This window comes from Cognatiyoonia sp. IB215182, from assembly GCF_033963905.1.
Classification (GTDB): Bacteria; Pseudomonadota; Alphaproteobacteria; order Rhodobacterales; family Rhodobacteraceae; genus Yoonia.
On record NZ_JAXBMB010000004.1, the window covers coordinates 301,707 to 320,659 of the forward strand.

The window sequence follows — 18,953 nt, forward strand, 5'->3', positions numbered from 1 at the left end:
CCTTGCATCTTGCGCCTCGCCAATCGCGCTGATGGCGCAGGATTTACCGACCGGAGGGAACGTGGTTGCCGGTCAGGCGCAGATCACCTCACCGTCCACCAGCCAGATGACCATCAACCAGTCGACAAACAATGCTGTGATCAACTGGGACAGTTTCAATGTCGGCTCCGGCGCGCAGGTGCAGTTCAACCAACCCAGTACGTCAAGTGCGACTTTGAACCGCGTGAATGGATCAACCGGATCCGAGATCCACGGGCAGATCACAGCAAATGGCTCGGTCTTCGTGGTGAACCCGAACGGCATCTTTATCGGCGCTGACGGCAATATTCAGACCGGCGGCGGCTTTGTGGCCTCCACCCTTGATATATCCAATGACGATTTTCAGAATGGGCGGCTCCGGTTTGAGGGAAACGGGCAATCGGCAAAGGTCGAGAATGCGGGCACGATCACCGTTGGGCGCGGTGGCTATGCCGCGCTCCTGGGCGGCCATGTTGACAATTCCGGCACGATTTCCGTGCCGATGGGCCGCGTGGCCTTTGGGTCGGGTGAGCGGATCACGCTTGATCTCTCTGGCGACGGCTTCTTGCAGGTGGCTGTGCCGACCGATGCGATCAGCGAAGAAGGTCAGGCCCTGATCGAGCATTCGGGGTCGGTCGCAGCCGAAGGTGGCATGATCGAGATGAAGGCGGCCACGGCGCGCGAGGCTGTGCGCCAGGCCGTGAACCTGAGCGGTGTGGCCGAGGCGACATCCGTGCAGCAGCGTGGCGGCACGATTTTCCTTGGCGGTGGCGCCGGCGGTCAAGTGCAGGTTACCGGCCGGGTGAGCGCCCGCGCCGAAGTTGTCACAGCGGTAGAGACATCCATCCGTCCACAAGCGCGCGGCGGTGATATCACGGTCACTGGCGTGGATATCGCTCTCACTGGCGCCGAGATCGATGCAAGCGGCGCCGATGGCGGCGGCCGGATCAGGATCGGTGGTGATTTTGCTGGAGCAGGTGATCTGCAACGCGCCGAAACAGTCGTCGTCGATGCGGCCACAACGATCACCTCCGACGCGCTAGACGCCGGCGATGGGGGTCGCATCGCCGTCTGGTCCGACATTCGCACAGATTTTGCCGGAACCATTTCGGCGAAAGGCGGTAGTGCAGGTGGCGATGGCGGCTTTGTCGAGGTCTCAAGCGCGCAGACGCTGAACTACACCGGGCGCACCAACACCACGGCCGCATTGGGCGAAACCGGCACATTGCTACTCGACCCCACAGATATCATCATCGACACTTTGGCCGAAGAGGAGGCGCTTGAGGCCGATCTCGCGACGACCAATGTGACGTTAAACACCGCCTCCGCCGGGGCGGACGACGGCAATATTATCATTTCACGCGACATTGATTGGACCAACCAGACCAGTTTGATCCTGATCGCGGATAATGACATCGTCTTGAACGGCGCTTTGAATGGGGTAAACGGTACGCTTAGCCTGAGCGCCGCCGGAGACATTATCGCTAATGATGCGGTCAATGTGGATTTGTTCATTCAGCGATCGGGAAACTGGCAACAGGTTGGCACGCTGCCGGTATTTTTCGCGCGCAACTTCATTGTTCAAAGTGGGGAATTCCTGCGCGCCGCTGGCGGGACCGGCGATGCGGCGTCGCCCTTTGAGATTGTTGATATCTTTGGCCTTCAGGGCATCGGTTCTTCTGACCGGATGCTGTCAAGCAATTTTGTACTGGGCACGGATATTGATGCCAGTGGGACACGTAATTGGAGCCGCATAGACGATGACGATGGGCTTGTGGTGCGTGGTTTCGACCCCATCGGAGATAACTCCAATGTATTTGTCGGCACGCTGGATGGCGATCTGCACTCAATCAGTAACCTGTTTATCGATAACTCTGTCACGGGCACCGTCAGAAATGGTGCAATGATAGAGTTCAGTAGCGGTACGATCTCGTCGCTTATCCTTCAGAACGTCGATGTCACGAGTCAAAGGGCGGCGGGCCTCGTCACATTCAATGATGGCAGAATCGACGCTGTAGAGGTGACTGGTCAAGTGATCGGGAGCGTGCAGGTTGGCGGGATCACATTGCAGAACAGGAGTGTACTCTCCAACAGCATTGCATCGGTCGATGTGTCATTCGTGAGTGACAGGACCGTCGGAGACTTGTCTGTCGGCGGACTGGCCGCCCAGAACAACGGGACAATCAGCAGAAGCCATTCCACCGGCAATGTGAGTGTCGATTGGGATTTGTCAGGAGGCACGCTGCGTATGGATGCGGGCGCCTTTGTTGGGAACAATGCAGGCACCATCTCGGATTCGTATGCCCTTGGCGATGTCTCTGTTAATGCGATGGGTACTGGCCCGACGATCCCGAATGAGATCAACGCGGGCGGTTTTGTCGGCGATCAGCGCAGCGGAACGATTTCAAGATCTTATTCGGTTGGCGCAGTGGCAGTTTCCGATACGACGGGGGCGGTTGTTGCGATTGGTGGTTTTGCTGGTAATGGAACTGGTGATGCGTCAAACTTCTGGGATGTGAACACGTCCGGATTGACAACGAGCGCGTTTGGCACGGGCCTCACCACCGCTCAGTTCCAGGACACAGATACGTTCCTGCGCCTCGCCGAGGCTGAAGGGTGGGTGTTCACGGGGAGCGGCGCCACTTGGGCACCGGGTACCGAAGGACAATATGCCCGGCTTTATGCAACTTCGCCTGTGCTCTTTATCGCGCCGGTCGATATTGAAGTTGTTTACGGCGAAACTGACGGAACTGCGGCGTCCGGGGCGATTACGGGTGGCCCAGACCTTTATGCATTCGCAGACCCGTCAGCGACACCATTTGATGGAGATACCGAGGTCAGCGGCCTGACTTTTGAAGACACAAATGTCGGTGAGACAACCTATGGTTTCGATGTTGAAGCAACGGTGACCGATGATGCCGGCCAAGTCTACGATATCGTCAGCGGTGTCGGAAATGCCGAGATCACCCCACGTCCGTTGACCATTACCGCCAATGATGTCGACAAGACCTATGGCGACAACTTCGATTTCGGCCTGGGCGATATCACGGTCGAGATTGACAATGGCGTTGATGCATCTGGTCTGATTGAAGGCGACAGTGTTGATGCCGTCACTCTGACCAGTGCGGGGGCAGATGCCGGTGCAGGCGTCGCCGATTCTCCCTATGTTGTCACCGCATCGAATGCCAGTGGCGACGGATTGGGCAATTATGAGATCACATTCGTGGATGGCACCCTGACGGTTACGCCGTTGGCCGTTTCCGTAACCGGGTCGGATATGGTTGTTGCTTTCGAGCAGACGGTGCTCTTCGATGATGATTTCGTGCTTTCGACCGAGTTGATCGGCACGGATCAGATCGAAACCATCCTCCTGAGCGGGCCAAGTGAGTTGCGCGATGCGATCCTGGCTGGTGAGACGATCACGCTTGCCAGCGATGAGGTCACTGGTTCCGGCTCCGAAAACTATGAGGTGACCGTCGAAGGCGCGACATTTACCATCGCCGATCCGCTTCCACAGCCTGACCCTGATCCTGTGCCAATCCCCGACCTCGTGCCGGTGACCATCATCACATTGCCCAATCCGCCCGATACGCTCGGCGATCTGGATCTGAGCCCTGCCGCCGCTGCTTCCTCTGGCGGCGACGGTGCCGCGACTGGTGGTGCGGTTGCCGATGCACTGGAAGGTCAGGCGCAGGCGCAAGTGGCGGCCAATGGTCTTGTCACCGTGGCCGAAGCCTGTGCGGGCGGCGAAGATGTTGAGACGGTGCTGGCCTGTCTTTCGGATGCGCTTGATGCGTTCGGGACAGAGCTTGACACAATCCTGTTGCAACTGCCGCCGGAACTGGGAGATGTCGCGCGGATCATCGAAGATGCCCGCGATGGGGTTGAGGCGGCGCGCCGCCGTGCACAGGCCCGCCTGGCGACTGCAACAACCGAGGCAGAGCGCGCGCAGATCCGCAATGAGGCCTTGATCGAAGCGCGCGCATCGATTGATATTGCTGCGAACCGTCTGCGCCAGCGTGTGGCCCTTGTGCGTGCCCAAGACCCCGATCTTGCTGCCGTACAACAGGCAACGATATCGGTCGTCGCGACAGCGGTTGAAACGGTTGGTGTGGAATTGGCCCGCGCGACGGACTTGTAACGGACAGGCGCATGATCAGGGCTTTGGCAAGATATCTGGCAATTCTGACGGCGCTGATCTGTACGGGCGCCGCCTGGGCCGAGGAACGCGTGGCGCTTGTCATTGGAAACGGCGATTACAGCGTCGCCGCCGCCTTGCCGAACCCGGTCAACGACGCCACCGATATGACATTGGCGCTTGAGAATCTGGGCTTCGACGTGCTCGCCGGCTTCGATATGAACCATGACGACATGGCAGCGCTCATCGCGGATTTTGGCGCACAGGCGCAAAGTGCTGATGTGGCACTGGTCTTTTATGCAGGCCACGGCTTTCAGGTGTCGGGGACCAATTACCTTTTGCCGGTGGACGGGGCGATTGCGACCACGGCGGATGTCCCTTCCCAGACAATATCGATGCAAACCGTTCTTGACGCGCTTGATGGGGCGCCGGGGCTCAAGATCATCATGCTGGATGCCTGCCGCGATAACCCGTTTGGCGGCGGATTGGATGATCTGCCGGACGGCAATGACGGTTTGGCACGATTGGGCAGCGACGCCGACCTGATGATCGTTTACGCGACACAGCCCGACAATGTCGCTTATGACGGTGTCGGGCGGAACAGCTTTTTTACCGAAGCCGTTCTGAGCCATATCTTCACACCCGGACAAAACATCTCGGACATGATGATCAACGTGCGGCGCGATGTGCTCGCCGCGACTGGCGGGCGGCAGATCCCCTGGGACAGTTCATCGCTGACACGCCAGTTCCTTTTTGACCAAAGCCCGCAGACCGTGTCGGAAGAAACGCTGCTTTGGCAGGTCGCGGCGAGCGGGCGCGATCCGAAGCTTCTGAACATCTATTTGCAGCGTTACCCCGAAGGCAAACATACCGGTTCGGTCCAGGCGATCCTGCAAAGCCCGGTAACACGTCAATCCGTCATTACTTCGCCTGACAGGGTGGCCGCACAGGCCGCCGATCTTTGGGCGCTTGCCCGCAGGACCCGGATGCGGCAGCTTGTTGAGGTTTATCTGGAGCAATATCCGGACGGGCAGAATGCCGAAGATGCACAGCTTCTTCTGGATTCCTTGCCGCGTGCGGAAGACATCAGTTCAGGCCGGCTTTGCGAACTGCTTGCCACACATCCGGACGACTCGACCGCCAACACCGTGGGCGTCAGCCTATCCGCGCTGGCCAATGACGCATCGCTTGCCATCAATACCTGCCGCGATGCGATAGCGCAGTCTCCAAGACTCCCCCATTACCGCACGCTTTTGGCGCGCGCTTATCTGGCGCGCGGGGATCACGCCTTGGCGCTTGAGCAATACAACGCCGCCGCCGGCATGGGTGATCTGCGTGCCCTGTTCAGTTTGGGTGTCTTGTATGAAACCGGCACTGGCGTTGATCGCGACTTTGATCAGGCGATTGCATATTATCGTCAGTCGGCAGAAGGCGGGCTCGCCGATGCGCAGGTCAATCTGGCCCTGGAGTTTTATGCCGGTCAGAACATCCCTCAGGACCGGATGATGGCCGTCGAACTCATGCAAAGGGCAGCTGCACAAGGCCATAGGCTCGCCCTGTTCAATCTCGGCGCATTCGCCTTGGAAAACCTGGGCGACACGCCTGCCGCGGCACTGGGATATTTTGAACGCGCAGGCGTCGCTGGTCATGCGCAGGGATACTATCTGGCCGCAACCATCCTCGATGATGGTGAGATCATGCCAAAGGCCGCAAACCGGGCTTCGCAATTGCTGTTGATGGGCATTGCCGAAGGCGACAGTGGATTAGTGACCGCCTTCTTCGCAGAAGGAGAGGCTGGTCAGTGGAGCGCTGAGACCCTGCGCGACGTGCAAACAATCCTGACGGCCGCAAATCAATACGCCGGCCCGATCGATGGTGCATTCAACCAGGATATGGAACTGGCACTGGTCGGTTGGCGGACGGGTGGATTTCGCGCGGATCTCCTGCTGAATTGACATGCGTCAGCGTTTTCGAATGCACACTGCCGTGTCGTTGATCTGAGATTGCTCCTTTTGGTCGCACAAATCCAATTCAAGTTGATCGATTCGCGAATCATTCTATTGACTGCGAATCACCACTTCGCTTAGTGTCGCAGGCAACGCAAAGCGCTATAAAAATAGGCGCGCGCGAGCAGTCTTGGCAGGGCGAGTGGGCGGGCTTTCGGGCCTGTCTTCTTGTGTCTGAACGCAGGGTCGCGACCCCTTCCTTCACATCCCCTTATCCGCAACAATTTGCCGCCCCGACATTGTCATATTTACATGCAAGCCTCGGCCAATCTACGCTGCATGAAAATCTTACAAAGGTATCTCTGACTCGTGTTGAAACGTACCCTGTCCGCTGTCGCTTGTCTGTGCATGATTACCCCTGCAACTTCTGTGATCGCGGATATCGATGCGGGTTCGTATCTTGCCGCACGTCAGGCTGGCGCACATAGCGACTTTGCGAACAGCGCGCGCTACTACACCAAGGCTCTTCTGCGGGACCCCTCGAACAGCTACATGCTGGAAAACGCGATGACGTCCTTTATTGCGCTGGGCCAGTTCAGTCGTGCAGTACCTGTTGCGCAAGTGATGGTCGATCAGGGGTTCAGCAGCCAGATCGCCCATTTGGTGCTGAGTGTCGATGATGCGAAGACCGGTCACTGGTCAGACATTTTCAGTGCGTTGGAACAGGGGCGCACGGTCGGTCCGCTGGTCGATGGCCTGGCGCAAGGTTGGGCCCATCTGGGTGAAGGCGATATGACGCGCGCCCTTGCCAGCTTTGATCAGGTGATCGAAAGCCGCGGCATGGAAATCTATGGCATGACGCATAAGGCTTATGCGCTGGCCTCAGTCGGTGATTTTGAAGCGGCAGCGGCCCTGTTTGCACGTCCGGTGGCGGGTGGCATGCGGTATAGCCGGACGAGTGCCATCGCGCATGCCCAGATCCTTAGCCAATTGGGCCGCAACAGCGATGCGCTAGCGATCATCGAAGCGATCTTTGGGCGGCAAATGGACCCGGCGGTAGCCCAGATCCGTAATGCGCTGGAGGCTGGTGACGCGGTGGCCTACGACGCCGTGCCCACGCCATCGGCTGGGATGGCCGATCTCTATCACATGATCGCAGGGTTGGTTGAGGAAGAGGCGCCCGCCGCCTTCACACTGATGTACGCGCGTGCCGCGATGTATCTTGATCCGACCAACACGCCTGCCATTCTGATGACGGCAGGTTTGCTTGACGATATGGGCCAATATGATCTGGCCAATGCGGCGTTCTCCAGCGTCGCCACCACTGATCCATCTTTCCACGCCGCCGAACTCGGCCGTGCTGAGGCTCTGCGCAGTGCCGGGCGCGATGACGCCGCGATTGAGGTGTTGGAGGCGCTGACGCGCACGCACCCCGATCTGCCGCAGGTCTGGGCCACCAAGGGCGACACTTTCCGTCAGACGGAGCGTTACAGCCAGGCCAACGAAGCCTACACACGCGCGCTTGATCTTTACGACGACCAGAGTGCCGCGCGATGGTTTGTTCATTACACACGCGGTATCACCAACCATGCGCTTAACCTTTGGCCGGCAGCAGAAGCTGACTTTCGCGCGGCCCTCGCGCTCAACCCCGATCATCCGCAGGTGCTGAACTATCTGGGCTATTCGCTAGTTGAGCGGGGCGAGAAGCTGGACGAAGCGCTGGAGATGATTGAAACCGCAGCCGCAGCGCGCCCCGATAATGGCGCGATCATCGACAGCCTTGGTTGGGTCTATTTCCAACTTGGCCGCTATGACGAGGCGCTTGTGCATCTTGAACGCGCCTCATCACTCCTTCCGACTGACCCAGTAATCAACGATCATTTGGGTGACGTGTTCTGGGTCGTCGGACGCATGACCGAGGCCCGGTTCCAATGGCAGCGGGCCCTGTCCTTTGATCCCGAAGCAGATGATGCCCGGCGGATCCGCGACAAGCTTTCCCGTGGTTTGGATCTGGTGCTCAAGGACGAGGGCGAAGACCCGATCCGTGTTGCCCGTGGCAACGATTAAGGCCATTGCACCCGCAAAAGTGAACCTGACCCTGCATGTGACAGGGCAACGCGACGACGGCTACCACTTGCTCGACAGTCTGGTTGTCTTTGCAGATGTGGCGGATCAGCTTGGAGCAACTGTTGCCCCTGATCTGCGCATCTCGGTCTCCGGTCCATTCTCAGGTGGGATTCCAACCGACCCTACCAATCTGATGATGCGCGCGGCGGAAGCGTTGCGGTCTGTGCGCGGTGTGAAACAAGGTGCTGCGCTCACGCTTGAAAAACATCTGCCCCATGCGGCTGGCATTGGCAGCGGGTCCTCGGATGCTGCGGTGACCTTGGCCATGCTCGCTGAATTATGGAGTGTGCCGCCGCTGCCCGCGACCGCACCGGAAGTCCTGGCTTTGGGTGCTGATCTGCCCGTTTGCCTGCGTGCGCCAACACCCACGCGTATGTCGGGAATTGGCGACGTGCTGACCGCTGTTGCGCGGTTGCCCGAATGCGCGCTGGTTCTGGTCCGCCCACCCGTCGACGTGCCGACTGCGGCGGTCTTCAAGTCGCTCCAGACCAAAGCCGGCTCCCCGATGGAGCCGTTGCCGGAAGGGCTCGACTTTGATGGATTTGCCCGTTGGCTTGCGCGACAACGCAACGATCTGCAAGCGCCTGCCGAAAAAATCGCCCCCGAAGTGAGCGAGGCGCTTGCAAAGCTGAAGTCTCTTCCAGCGGTCAGTGTTGCCGGTATGTCAGGTTCGGGTGCCACCTGCTTCGGCCTTGTCAAAGACATGGCTGCCGCCCGCCATGTGGCGCGCATCGTTCAAGTGTCACAGATGAATTGGTGGGTGGCCCCCGCTATGGTCCTGTAGCCAGACTTTCAGCGAAAGTCTGATTCCAAATAATCGATGATTATTTGTCATCAATTCCTGTGGCAGGAATTGCCTCGTCGAGACGTTTCCACAAAAGGCTCAGGACCGTTTCGCCAGCCAGCGGTGTAACACAATCCCCTATCAACACCGGCGCGCTGAAAGGCACCGGTGCAGGTAAGGTGACGTCTGCCTCAGGCACTTTCGCGACGCGCGGTGCCTGGGTGAAATAAGTCGCATCGCTCATGCAGCTAAGCGTAATGGCGCCTAGCCTTCAGCGCAAATCCAATGCGCTGGCAATTGCCGAAAGGGACTGCACTGGGATGGCGCCCGTGCCGGCAATCCGCGTTGGATCACCGTCCGCCACATAACCAAAACACCGGATGCCTGCCGCTTGCGCCGCCCGGCAACCAGACGGCATGTCGTCGATCATGATTGTTTCTGCAGCTGTGACACCTGCGTCCTGCATGATTTTGAACAGCATATCTGGGGCGGGCTTTGGCCCATGATCGTGGCCGGAATAGATGCGCCCCGCAAAATGATCCCAAAGACCCGACGGCTTGAGCGTGATGGCCATCTTCTCCATTGGCCCGTTCGATGCGATGGCGATTTGGCAATCCGCAAGCAATTCTAGCAACTCCCAGACCCCGTCAATCACATCCACCCCTTGCCGCAGCCGGCTGAAAACTTGGGCGTAGATCTCGCTCAACCAATTATCAGGTAATGTGGCGCCGCGGCGTGTGGCCTCCTCCCCGGCAGATTTCATCGTCCCGCCTGCAAAGAGTGTATGCGCCTCGTCCGGCATGATGGACAGACCGTGGCGTTGAAGGTTTTCAGCTATGATTGTATTCGTGGCCATCTCTGTATCCACAAGCACGCCGTCGCAGTCAAAGATCACAAGCTTACGCGTCATGGCGCAGGAAGCTGATCCACGTGTCGCCATAGCGGCGATGATCGAGGCTGGTAAATCCGTCAGGGGCAGGTTGGGCGGTGTTTTCTTCCCAGACGATCAACGCATCCGGGGCGATCCACCCCTGTGCTCGCGCCGTGGTGAGGGCTTTGATGCCCAGGCCCTGCCCATATGGCGGGTCCAGAAAGATGAGTTGGCAAGGTGCACCGAGTGGTAGGCGAGTGATGTCGGTCTGAAGCAATGTCGTGTCAGCCTGCCGACCTAACTTGCCGATGTTTTCTCGAATGAGTTTTTGGGCCACCCGCCCGCTATCAACAAAGGTAACATGCGCCGCCCCACGAGAAAGTGCCTCTAGTCCCAACGCGCCTGTCCCTGCAAACAGGTCCAGCGCCCGCGCACCGCTGATCGGGTCACCAAAGCGGCCACCTTGCAGGATGTTGAACAGGCTTTCGCGTACCCGGTCAGAGGTGGGGCGCAGATGCGCGGCCACATCGCCTTTGCCAACCGAGGCCAGGGCGCTGCCACGATGGGTGCCACCAATGATCCTCAAGGTTTCAGCAGAGCTTTCATGTCTGTGGCTGGATCGGTGATCGCTGCGGGATCAGGGCTACGCCCGGCCTCAATCAGACGTTTGCCAATCATGTAGTTGCGCGGGTCGTTCATCGCATCGACAGCCAGCAAAGTGTTGTCGCGGTAGTACCAATGCGATTGCACGTCAGGTTCGGTCCCTTTGCGGACATATACATCTGTGTAACCAAGGTTCAGTCCCGCAATCTGCAACTTGCAATCATACTGATCCGACCAGAACCATGGCTTGGGCATGTAAGGTTTGTCAGCACCCATAATATTGGCCGCGACGGCCTCGGCCTGATCAATTGCGTTGCCGACGCTTTCGAGGCGGATCGTCTGGCCGTCAAACTGGCAGGTCGCGCAATCGCCTGCCGCCCAGATATGCCGATCAGAGGTGCGGCCCTGCGCGTCCGTCACGATCCCGTTCTCCACCGTCAGCCCGGCGCTTTCGGCAAGTGCCATTGCGGGCGTGATGCCGACCCCGACAACGGCAAAGTCGATGGCGATCTCCGTCCCGTCAGTCAACTTCGCACCGGTCACGTGTTCTTCGCCCAACAGACGCTCAAGACCAACGCCCTCGCGGATCGTCACGCCATGCCGCTCATGCAGGGCGCGGAAATAGTCGGAGGTTTCAGGGGCCGCGACACGTTGCAAAATACGGTCCGCCATCTCGACCAAAGTGACCTGCAATCCGCGCTTGGCGGCGACGGCGGCGGCCTCCAGCCCGATATACCCCCCCCCGATGATCAGCACGCGTTTGCCCGGCGCAAAGGCCGGTGCCATCGCATCCGCGTCTGCCAGATCGCGGACCGCGAACACGCCCTTCAGGCCGCCACCAATCGCGTCGGGTAACATGCGCGGATTGGCGCCGACAGTCAGCACCAGTTCATCGTAGATCAATCGCTCATCGGTATCGAGCAGAACCGCCTTCGCCCCCGCATCAATGCCAGCAACACGCGTGTCCAGCCGCAAGGAAATGTCGTTGTCGGCGTAGAAGGTGGCTGGCCGCAGATAAAGGCGCTCCTCGGCCATTTCCCCAAGCAAATAAGCCTTGGACAGCGGCGGGCGCTGATAGGGCGGCACGGGCTCTGCCCCGATCAATGTGACCCTGCCGTCAAACCCGTCAGCCCGCAGCTTGGCCACAAGCGATGCACCCGCCTGTCCGGCGCCAACGACGACAACGTGGGTCATGGGTGACATCCCTTTGCTTTGCGAGGCCTCTTGTTTTGCGGCACTCTATATGGGAAGGCTCAAAGGATACAATTCCGAACAGGGGCTATGTTCATGACAATCAAGACCGGTGACACTCTGCCAGAGGCGACGCTGTTGCAGATGGCGGAAGACGGACCGCAACAAGTCGCGCTTGCTGACAAGCTGAAAGACCGCAAGGTGGTGATCTTTGGATTGCCCGGCGCATATACGGGGACATGTTCGACGGCCCATGTGCCAAGCTTTATGATCACGTTTGACGACTTCAAGGAAAAGGGCGTGGATGAGATTATCTGCGTCGCCGTGAACGACCCGTTCGTGATGAAGGCCTGGGGCGACAGCACCCGTGCGATTGAGACGGGCATCACCATGCTTGCCGATGCGGAAAGCCAGTTCACCACGGCGATTGGCATGAATTTCAGCGCGCCACCAGTTGGTTTCGTCAACCGCTCCAAGCGCTATTCGATGCTGGTCGAAAACGGCGTTGTGAAGATCCTGAATGCCGAGACGAATCCCGGCGAATGCGAGATTTCGGCGGGTGAGACGCTTCTAGAGGCGATGGGCTAAGCGCCCCTACTCCTGCACCTGAATGACAGTGCGCGTCGGGAAGGGTATCTCGACGCCCGCGTCATCCAGTGCCTCTTTGACCTGCCGTTTCATATCGGTCTGAAAGCCGAAGAAATCGGCACTGTCACACCAGACCCGCACGAGGAAATCGACAGAGCTGTCGCCCAAATTGTTCACCTGAATGAACGGCGCAGGCTCTGTCTTAGCGCGTGGATCAGCCATGATCGTGGCGCGGATCGTGTCTTCAGCCAGTTTCAGATTGGCGCCGTAACCCACCCCAAAGGTCCATTCGGCCCGGCGGGTATCATAGCTTGAATAGTTGACGATCGTGTTGCCCCAGACCTGCGCGTTGGGGATGATGATCTGCACATTGCTGACCGAAGCAAGCTCGATAAAGTTCAACGTGATCTGCTTCACCGTGCCCATCTGTCCGCTGACCTCGACAAAATCGCCGATCCTGATGGGCCGGAAAAACACGATCATGACCCCGGCGGCCACATTGGACAGCGTGCCCTGCAGGGCCAGACCGATGGCGAGACCCGCGGCACCAATGACCGCGACGACCGAGGTTGTCTGCACCCCGAACGTATTGAGCACAAAGAGGAACGCAAAGCCGATGATGACATAGCGCGCGACATTGCCGAGGAAGTTGAAGAGCGTGATGTCCAGATGCGCATGCTTGCCGCCGAGCGAGACGAGCCTGCGCCGGATCCAGCCTCCGATGACGAAGCCCACGATGATGATCGCAATCGCGGCCAGCACACTGCCCACGGCAGAGGCCAGAAACTCAATCGTCAGAATCTCTGCGACGGTGCGCCCATCCCAGATCACGGTATTCATCAACTCTTGCACGTTATCCCCCGGCGAGTGCGTCCAGCTTTGCGCCCAGTTTGGCGTCAAGCGCGCTTAGGCCATCTGCGTCATGGGTCGTCAAGGTAACCTCGACAGTTTTGTAGACATTGGACCATTCGGGATGGTGGTTCCATTTTTCGGCCCAGATCGCGGCGCGAGTCATAAAGCCGAATGCTTCGACAAAGTTCTTGAAGACAAAGGTTTTGTGGATGGCATCGCGGCCATCAACCATGGCCCAACCACTTTCAAGGAGTGGCGTGATCTGTTCGCCGCGTTCGGCGTCGGTCAGTTTGTCGGTCATTGGTGATCCTCCATGTCGGTTTTGCGGAAGGGGCCGTAGCTGGTCAGCACCTCGATCTCATGATCGATGGCGTCTTTCTCGGCCTCCAAGTAGCGGGCGACCGCATCGCGAAAGCCTGGGTCGCCGAACCAGTGTAACGAATGGGTGGCGACGGGCAGATAGCCACGCGCGAGCTTGTGCTCGCCTTGCGCGCCCGCCTCGACCTTGTCCAGCCCGTGCTGGATCGCAAAGTCGATGGCGCGGTAGTAGCAGAGTTCGAAATGCAGGCAGGGGTGATGTTCGGTGCAGCCCCAATAGCGACCGAAAAGCGTGTCGCGCCCGATGAAATTCAGCGCGCCAGCCACAGGCCGCCCATCCCGGAGCGCCAGCACCATCAGCATGTCGTCACGCAAGGTCTCATGCGCGATGTCGAAGAACTTGCGGGTGAGGTATGGTGTGCCCCATTTGCGGCTGCCGGTGTCCTGATAGAAAATCCAGAACGCGTCCCAGTGTTCAGGCTGGATCTGGTCGCCGGTCAGTTCGATGATGTCGCCACCGAAGCCGTTCGCCTGCTGGCGTTCTTTGCGCAGGTTCTTGCGTTTGCGGCTGGCGAGCGAGGCCATGAAGGCGTCGAAATCGGCATAGTTGTCATTGACCCAGTGGAACTGCTGCGAGGTGCGGGTGAGCAGGCCCATTTCGCCGCCTGCCAGCGCCTCAGCTTCGGTGCAGAAGGTGGCGTGGAGAGATGAAAGCTCATTGCTCGCCGCAATCTCGACCGCGCCCTGGATCAGGGCGGACATGCCGGTGATCTCATAGCCCGGACGCGTCAGAAACCGCCGCCCTGTCGCTGGCGTGAAGGGGACGGCAATCTGCAGTTTCGGGTAATAGCGCCCGCCCGCATTCTCATAAGCATGAGCCCAGTTGTGATCGAAGATGTATTCACCCTGAGAATGTCCCTTGGCGTAAAGAGGGGCGGCGGCGATCATCTGCCCGTCCTGACTTGCAGTCAGATATTGCGGTTGCCAGCCGCTGCCCGGACCAACTGATTTGCTGTCTTCCAGCGCTTTGAGGAACCGATGGGTCGTGAAAGGGTCGTTCGGTCGCCCCTCTGCCGCTTCCGGGCAGGCACATGCATCCCATTCCCCTGGATCAATCGCGTTGATCGACGGATGGGCCGTGATTTCGATGGGCGTGTCCTTCATGCCTTGCAACTTGGGCGAAGGCGCCGCCCCGTCAAGCCAGATAGCCCTCAAAGGTCACATTATCGGCGATGCGGCGCGCCTCCGCCTCTTGTTTGGCCGAGCGGATGGTCCAGCAGAGGATATGCGCGCCTTGTGCCTTGAGTTCCGCCACGCGGGGCCGGTCGAGGTCGTTTGCCTCGTGGCTGATAAAGCACGCGCCGACGCGATCATAGTCTGGGATGTCGCGCAGTGTCTCCCGCACATCCCGCGGGACCTTTGGCCAGAATTGTGGCTTGTAGCTGGAGGTGACGAGACCGCGCGGGATGTCCGGTGCAAACTGCGCACAGGCGGCAACGCTGTGCGGGTTGAATGACATCAAGGCGGCGTCGCCTTGGTAATCCCGAAGCGCCTGACAAGTGGCCTCTTCCAACGGTCCAATATCAGGACCCATTGCGCCATCCTGATCCTTGATTTCAATCAGAAGCGGCACCTGTCCCGCGATCGTCTCAAGCACCGTCTCCAGAGTAGGGATCGTGCCTGCATCATCTTTCAGAGGAATTGCAGCGAGGTCGTCGCGGCTTCGCGCGCGGACCGGGCCGGTTGCGCCTGTCAGCCGATCAAGCACGTCGTCGTGAAACACCATCGCGTGACCATCGCTGGAAAGTTGCACGTCAATTTCAATCCCGTAGCCCGCATCAATCGCCGCCTTAATCGAGGCGAGGCTGTTTTCCACCCGGCCCGCCTTGCGGTCATGTAAGGCGCGATGGGCGATGGGCCGGGCAAAGAACGATTCTGGCAGAGTCATTTGATCTGAAAAATCGCCTCAATCTCAACCGCGACACCCAAGGGCAGGCTGGCCGCACTGACGGCCGCACGGGCATGGCGGCCTTTGTCACCCAAAGCGGCCACAAGGAAATCGGATGCCCCGTTGATCACCTTTGGCTGGTCCGTGAAATCAGGGGTAGAGTTGACGAAACCCGTCAGCTTCACGACCCTCGCCAGACGGTCGATGTCGCCATCGCACGCCACCTTGAGCTGCGTCAGCAGCGAAATCGCGCAAAGCTTCGCGGCATCCGCCCCTTGCTCGAGCGTGAAATCCGCGCCGACGACACCTTTCACCGGGCCATTGTCGTCCTGGCTGATCTGCCCAGACACATAGACCATGTCCCCCACGGTGACGAAAGGCAGATAGTTGCCGGCCGCCTTGGGTGCATGGCCTACATCGGGAAGGGTCACACCCAATTCGGCCAGTTTCGCTTCGATCGCAGACATCGCATCCTCCCTGGTTTCGGGCGGACGCTAGCGGGCCTTTCACCTGGGTGCAATCAAGTCTCGCGGAAGGCGCGCACGAAGTAATCGGCCAGTGGTTTGAGAAGGTAGTTCATGGGTGTCCGGTCCGCCGTGCGCACGAATGCGTCGACCGGCATACCGGGGATCAAGGTCATGTCAGCGGGCAGGCGCTCCATCTCGCCATCGTTCAACTGTACTTCTGCGCGGTAAAACGAAAGGCCCGTCTGTTCGTTCTGAAAGGCATCTGCTGAGACCAGCGTGACCTTGCCTTTCAGTTCCGGCGTGCGGCGCTGATCCAGCGCCGACAGGCGCAACGTGACGTCCTGCCCGACAAAGATCTGATCTACATCGATGACCTGGACCTGCGTCGCAATCACAAGGGGGCGGTCCTGCGGGATCAGATAAAGCACCGGATCGGCGGGCCGGATTACCGATTGGGGCGCAAAGACCTGCATGCTGTAAACAATGCCGGAGACGGGTGCGCGGATATCTAACCGCTCCAACTGTCGCGTCAGGGTGCGGCGCTTCTCTGCGAGTTCCAATTCGTTGAATTGCAGATCGCGCAATTGGGTAATCGCCTCTTCCCGGCGGGTTGAGGAGAGGCCGAGGATTTCGATCTCAATCTCCGTCATCCGCTCAGCGGCCTGGGCCGCTTGTGAGGTCAACTCACCCACGCGACCCAAAAGATCAGCCTCTTCCCGTTGCAGTGACAACACCCGGCTAGCTTGGGCGAGGCCCCGGTCGAGCAGCCTTTGCTGATCGGTGAGTTCCTGTTCGATCAAGGCCCGTTGCGTGTTGATGGCGGTTTGCTGTGCCGCGATCCCCTCAAGCTGGCTGGCGATCTGGGCGCGTTGCTGGCTGAGCTGTTCTGTCGACCGTCGGTTGGTTTCCAGCCGCGCCTGAAACAGCCGCTCCTGCCCCGCGATCAGATCAGGGACATCCGGATTGGTCGCCTCAAGCAGGATGGGGCTGAAGGTCAGCGCGTCGGTATCATCGCGTTCCGCTTCCAGACGCGCACGGCGGGCGAGGATTTCAAAAAGCTGTCCCTCGACGACGGCGAGTTCCGATTGCAACACGGTCGCATCCAGACGGATCAAAAGGTCACCGGCCTCGACCGCGTCACCCTCATCGACGAGGATTTCCTCGACAACGCCGCCATCGGGGTGCTGGACGATCTGCCGGTTGCGATCAACTTCGACCTGACCGGATGTGATTACCGCGCCGGTGATTTGTGCCGTGACGGACCAAAAGCCGAAACCGCCCACTAGAATACCCAGCGTGACCAGGCCGATGACCATGTGCCGGCTGACCGACCAGCGTTCCTTGCTGCCATCATCGCTCATGACACACCTCCGGCCTTGCCTGCGCTGCGTTTGATCTGATCGTGGTTCTTGACCATTTCGGCCAGCACCTCATCCTTGGGGCCAAATGCACGACGGGCGCCGTTTTCGATCACAAGAAGCGTGTCGCATTCCTGAATGGCCGCCGGGCGATGCGCCATGATGAAGACAATTTTGCCTTCTTCCTTGAGCGTTCGGATCGCTTTGTTCAGGGCGATCGAGCCGTCGTTATCGAGGTTCGAATTTGGCTCATCCAGCACCAGCACCACGGGGTTGCCATACATTGCGCGCGCCAGCCCGATCCGCTGGATTTGTCCGCCAGACAGCCGCCCGGTGTTGGCGGTCACGCGCGTGTCATAGCCATCGGGCAGCTTCAGGATCATCTCATGCGCAGCTGCCTTTTGGGCAGCCTTCACTACCTCCGCATCGTCAGGCGTCATCGACATCCGCGCGATGTTTTCCTTGATGGTGCCGTCAAAAAGCTGCACGCGCTGCGGCAGATAACCGATATGCTGGCCCAGCACATCCGGGTCGTATTGATCGAGTGCCGCACCATCCAGTCGGATTTTGCCGCCTGCCGGTTGCCAGACACCTGTCAACACCCGCGCTAACGTCGATTTGCCCGCACCCGATGTGCCGATCACGCCTACAGCCTGGCCCGGCTCGATCTTGAAGCTTATCATGCGTAGCGATGCCTGCTTTTCACCCGGTGGCACCACGGTGACCTGATCGGCCAGCAGCCGCGCCTTTGGCACCGGCAGTTGCGTGCGCGGCTGATCTTCTGGGATTGCGCCCAAAAGCACGCTCAGCCTTTGCCAGCCCTCGCGCCCTTTCTGAAAGGCAGGCCACTGACCAACGATCAGTTCCAGCGGCGCAAGCGCGCGGCCCAAAAGAATGGAGCCTGCGATCATCGCACCGGGCGACAACTCTCCCATCAAAACCAGGTAAGCCCCCAACCCCAGCATTGCCGATTGCAGAAAAAGCCGGAACGATTTGGTGCCAGCCGTGTAGGATCCGGCCGCGTCCGCCGCGCCAATGGTCGCGTCAAGCGATGCGCCGCGCGCCACCTGCCAGCGGTCAAAGGCAGCATTGCGCATGCCCAGCGAATGCACCATCTCGCTTTCATTGCGGATTTGGCTGCCGAGTTGCTCGGAGGCAAAGGTTGCCGCATTCGCCTTTTCAAGCGGCTGGCGTGTGTTGAGTTGATTGAAGATCGCGACAGCGACCAGAATGAACGCGCCGGCCACGGCCAGGAGGCCCAGATAAGTGTGGAACACGAAGATCCCGAAAAAGAAGAGTGGCGCCCAGGGTAGATCAAAGAGCGCCATGAGCGCTGGTGATGTGATCAGGCGCTGCACCGCTTCAAGATCGCGCAGGCCCGTCGCCGCCTCTTTCGGGGCGCGGTTGAGCGTCGTGGCGCGCAAGACCGCACCAAAAACCCGCCGATCCAGCCGCGCCTGAAAGCGCGCGCCGACCCGCGCCATCACCCGTCCGCGCACGAAATCGAGGATACCCATCATGCCATATAGAAACGCCACAAGGACCGAGAGCGTGACCAGCGTCTCAAATGACCGCGAACTCAGCACGCGATCGTAGACGTTGAGCATATAAAGAGGACCGGTCAGCATCAGCATGTTGACGAAAAAGCTGAAAATGCCCACCGCCCAGTAAAGGTTGCGGCTTTCGCGGCGGGCGGCGACCAGTTCCGCTTTGCCCTGGCTGGTCAGGTCATCAGCCATCAAGA

At 59.4% G+C, this 18,953-nt stretch carries 16 protein-coding genes; 5 read left to right on the forward strand and 11 right to left on the reverse strand.

Annotation, left to right across the window (positions count from 1 at the left end):
• Positions 1-31 precede the first annotated feature (31 nt).
• The 4 genes from SLH47_RS10155 to SLH47_RS10170 all read left to right on the forward strand — a co-directional run bounded on the left by SLH47_RS10155 (position 32) and on the right by SLH47_RS10170 (position 9,013).
• Positions 32-4,159 carry a filamentous hemagglutinin N-terminal domain-containing protein gene (locus SLH47_RS10155; protein WP_320239378.1) on the forward strand — a complete coding sequence of 1,376 codons (4,128 nt, stop codon included), beginning with the start codon at positions 32-34 and terminating at the stop codon, positions 4,157-4,159.
• An 11-nt stretch (positions 4,160-4,170) separates the two neighbouring features.
• Complete coding sequence (locus SLH47_RS10160; RefSeq protein ID WP_320239379.1) at positions 4,171-6,111, forward strand: caspase family protein; 1,941 nt, start codon at positions 4,171-4,173, stop codon at positions 6,109-6,111.
• A 399-nt stretch (positions 6,112-6,510) separates the two neighbouring features.
• Positions 6,511-8,169, forward strand: a complete 1,659-nt coding sequence (locus tag SLH47_RS10165; protein WP_320239380.1) for a tetratricopeptide repeat protein — start codon at positions 6,511-6,513, stop codon at positions 8,167-8,169.
• Positions 8,156-9,013: a 4-(cytidine 5'-diphospho)-2-C-methyl-D-erythritol kinase gene (locus SLH47_RS10170; RefSeq protein WP_320239381.1), complete on the forward strand. Its 858-nt coding sequence runs from the start codon at positions 8,156-8,158 to the stop codon at positions 9,011-9,013. The genes SLH47_RS10165 and SLH47_RS10170 overlap by 14 nt, the downstream gene beginning before the upstream one ends.
• A gap of 40 nt (positions 9,014-9,053) precedes the next feature.
• On the opposite strand, the gene SLH47_RS10175 is transcribed toward SLH47_RS10170, so the two are convergent.
• From SLH47_RS10175 to SLH47_RS10190, 4 genes are read right to left on the reverse strand one after another with little or no spacing between them, the layout of a single operon-like run.
• Complete coding sequence (locus SLH47_RS10175; RefSeq protein WP_320239382.1) at positions 9,054-9,257, reverse strand: hypothetical protein; 204 nt, start codon at positions 9,255-9,257, stop codon at positions 9,054-9,056.
• A gap of 27 nt (positions 9,258-9,284) precedes the next feature.
• Positions 9,285-9,923 carry an HAD-IA family hydrolase gene (locus tag SLH47_RS10180; protein ID WP_320239383.1) on the reverse strand — a complete coding sequence of 213 codons (639 nt, stop codon included), beginning with the start codon at positions 9,921-9,923 and terminating at the stop codon, positions 9,285-9,287.
• Positions 9,913-10,470, reverse strand: coding sequence for a 16S rRNA (guanine(966)-N(2))-methyltransferase RsmD (rsmD, locus tag SLH47_RS10185; protein WP_320239384.1), 558 nt, complete (start codon positions 10,468-10,470; stop codon positions 9,913-9,915). The genes SLH47_RS10180 and rsmD overlap by 11 nt, the downstream gene beginning before the upstream one ends.
• Positions 10,467-11,681 (reverse strand): NAD(P)/FAD-dependent oxidoreductase, encoded by a 1,215-nt coding sequence (locus SLH47_RS10190; protein WP_320239385.1) that lies wholly within the window; start codon positions 11,679-11,681, stop codon positions 10,467-10,469. The genes rsmD and SLH47_RS10190 overlap by 4 nt, the downstream gene beginning before the upstream one ends.
• Before the next feature lie 93 nt (positions 11,682-11,774).
• Between SLH47_RS10190 and SLH47_RS10195 the strand changes: the two genes are divergently transcribed.
• Positions 11,775-12,266, forward strand: coding sequence for a peroxiredoxin (locus SLH47_RS10195; protein ID WP_320239386.1), 492 nt, complete (start codon positions 11,775-11,777; stop codon positions 12,264-12,266).
• A 6-nt stretch (positions 12,267-12,272) separates the two neighbouring features.
• Here the strand turns inward: SLH47_RS10195 and SLH47_RS10200 are convergent, their stop codons facing one another.
• From SLH47_RS10200 to SLH47_RS10230, 7 genes are read right to left on the reverse strand one after another with little or no spacing between them, the layout of a single operon-like run.
• Positions 12,273-13,106, reverse strand: coding sequence for a mechanosensitive ion channel family protein (locus tag SLH47_RS10200; RefSeq protein ID WP_320239387.1), 834 nt, complete (start codon positions 13,104-13,106; stop codon positions 12,273-12,275).
• Between the two features lie 13 nt (positions 13,107-13,119).
• On the reverse strand, positions 13,120-13,419 hold the full coding sequence (locus SLH47_RS10205; RefSeq protein ID WP_320239388.1) for a 4a-hydroxytetrahydrobiopterin dehydratase: 300 nt from the start codon (positions 13,417-13,419) through the stop codon (positions 13,120-13,122).
• Entirely contained in the window at positions 13,416-14,600 is a 1,185-nt protein-coding gene (locus tag SLH47_RS10210; protein WP_320239389.1) for a GNAT family N-acetyltransferase, read from the reverse strand. Before SLH47_RS10210 ends, SLH47_RS10205 begins: the two co-directional genes overlap by 4 nt.
• A 31-nt stretch (positions 14,601-14,631) precedes the next feature.
• Positions 14,632-15,384 carry a glycerophosphodiester phosphodiesterase family protein gene (locus SLH47_RS10215; protein WP_320239390.1) on the reverse strand — a complete coding sequence of 251 codons (753 nt, stop codon included), beginning with the start codon at positions 15,382-15,384 and terminating at the stop codon, positions 14,632-14,634.
• Entirely contained in the window at positions 15,381-15,851 is a 471-nt protein-coding gene (locus tag SLH47_RS10220; RefSeq protein WP_320239391.1) for a RidA family protein, read from the reverse strand. The genes SLH47_RS10215 and SLH47_RS10220 overlap by 4 nt, the downstream gene beginning before the upstream one ends.
• A 53-nt stretch (positions 15,852-15,904) precedes the next feature.
• Positions 15,905-17,212: an HlyD family type I secretion periplasmic adaptor subunit gene (locus SLH47_RS10225; RefSeq protein WP_320239392.1), complete on the reverse strand. Its 1,308-nt coding sequence runs from the start codon at positions 17,210-17,212 to the stop codon at positions 15,905-15,907.
• Positions 17,209-18,948: a type I secretion system permease/ATPase gene (locus SLH47_RS10230; RefSeq protein ID WP_320239393.1), complete on the reverse strand. Its 1,740-nt coding sequence runs from the start codon at positions 18,946-18,948 to the stop codon at positions 17,209-17,211. Before SLH47_RS10230 ends, SLH47_RS10225 begins: the two co-directional genes overlap by 4 nt.
• Between the last annotated feature and the right edge of the window lie 5 nt (positions 18,949-18,953).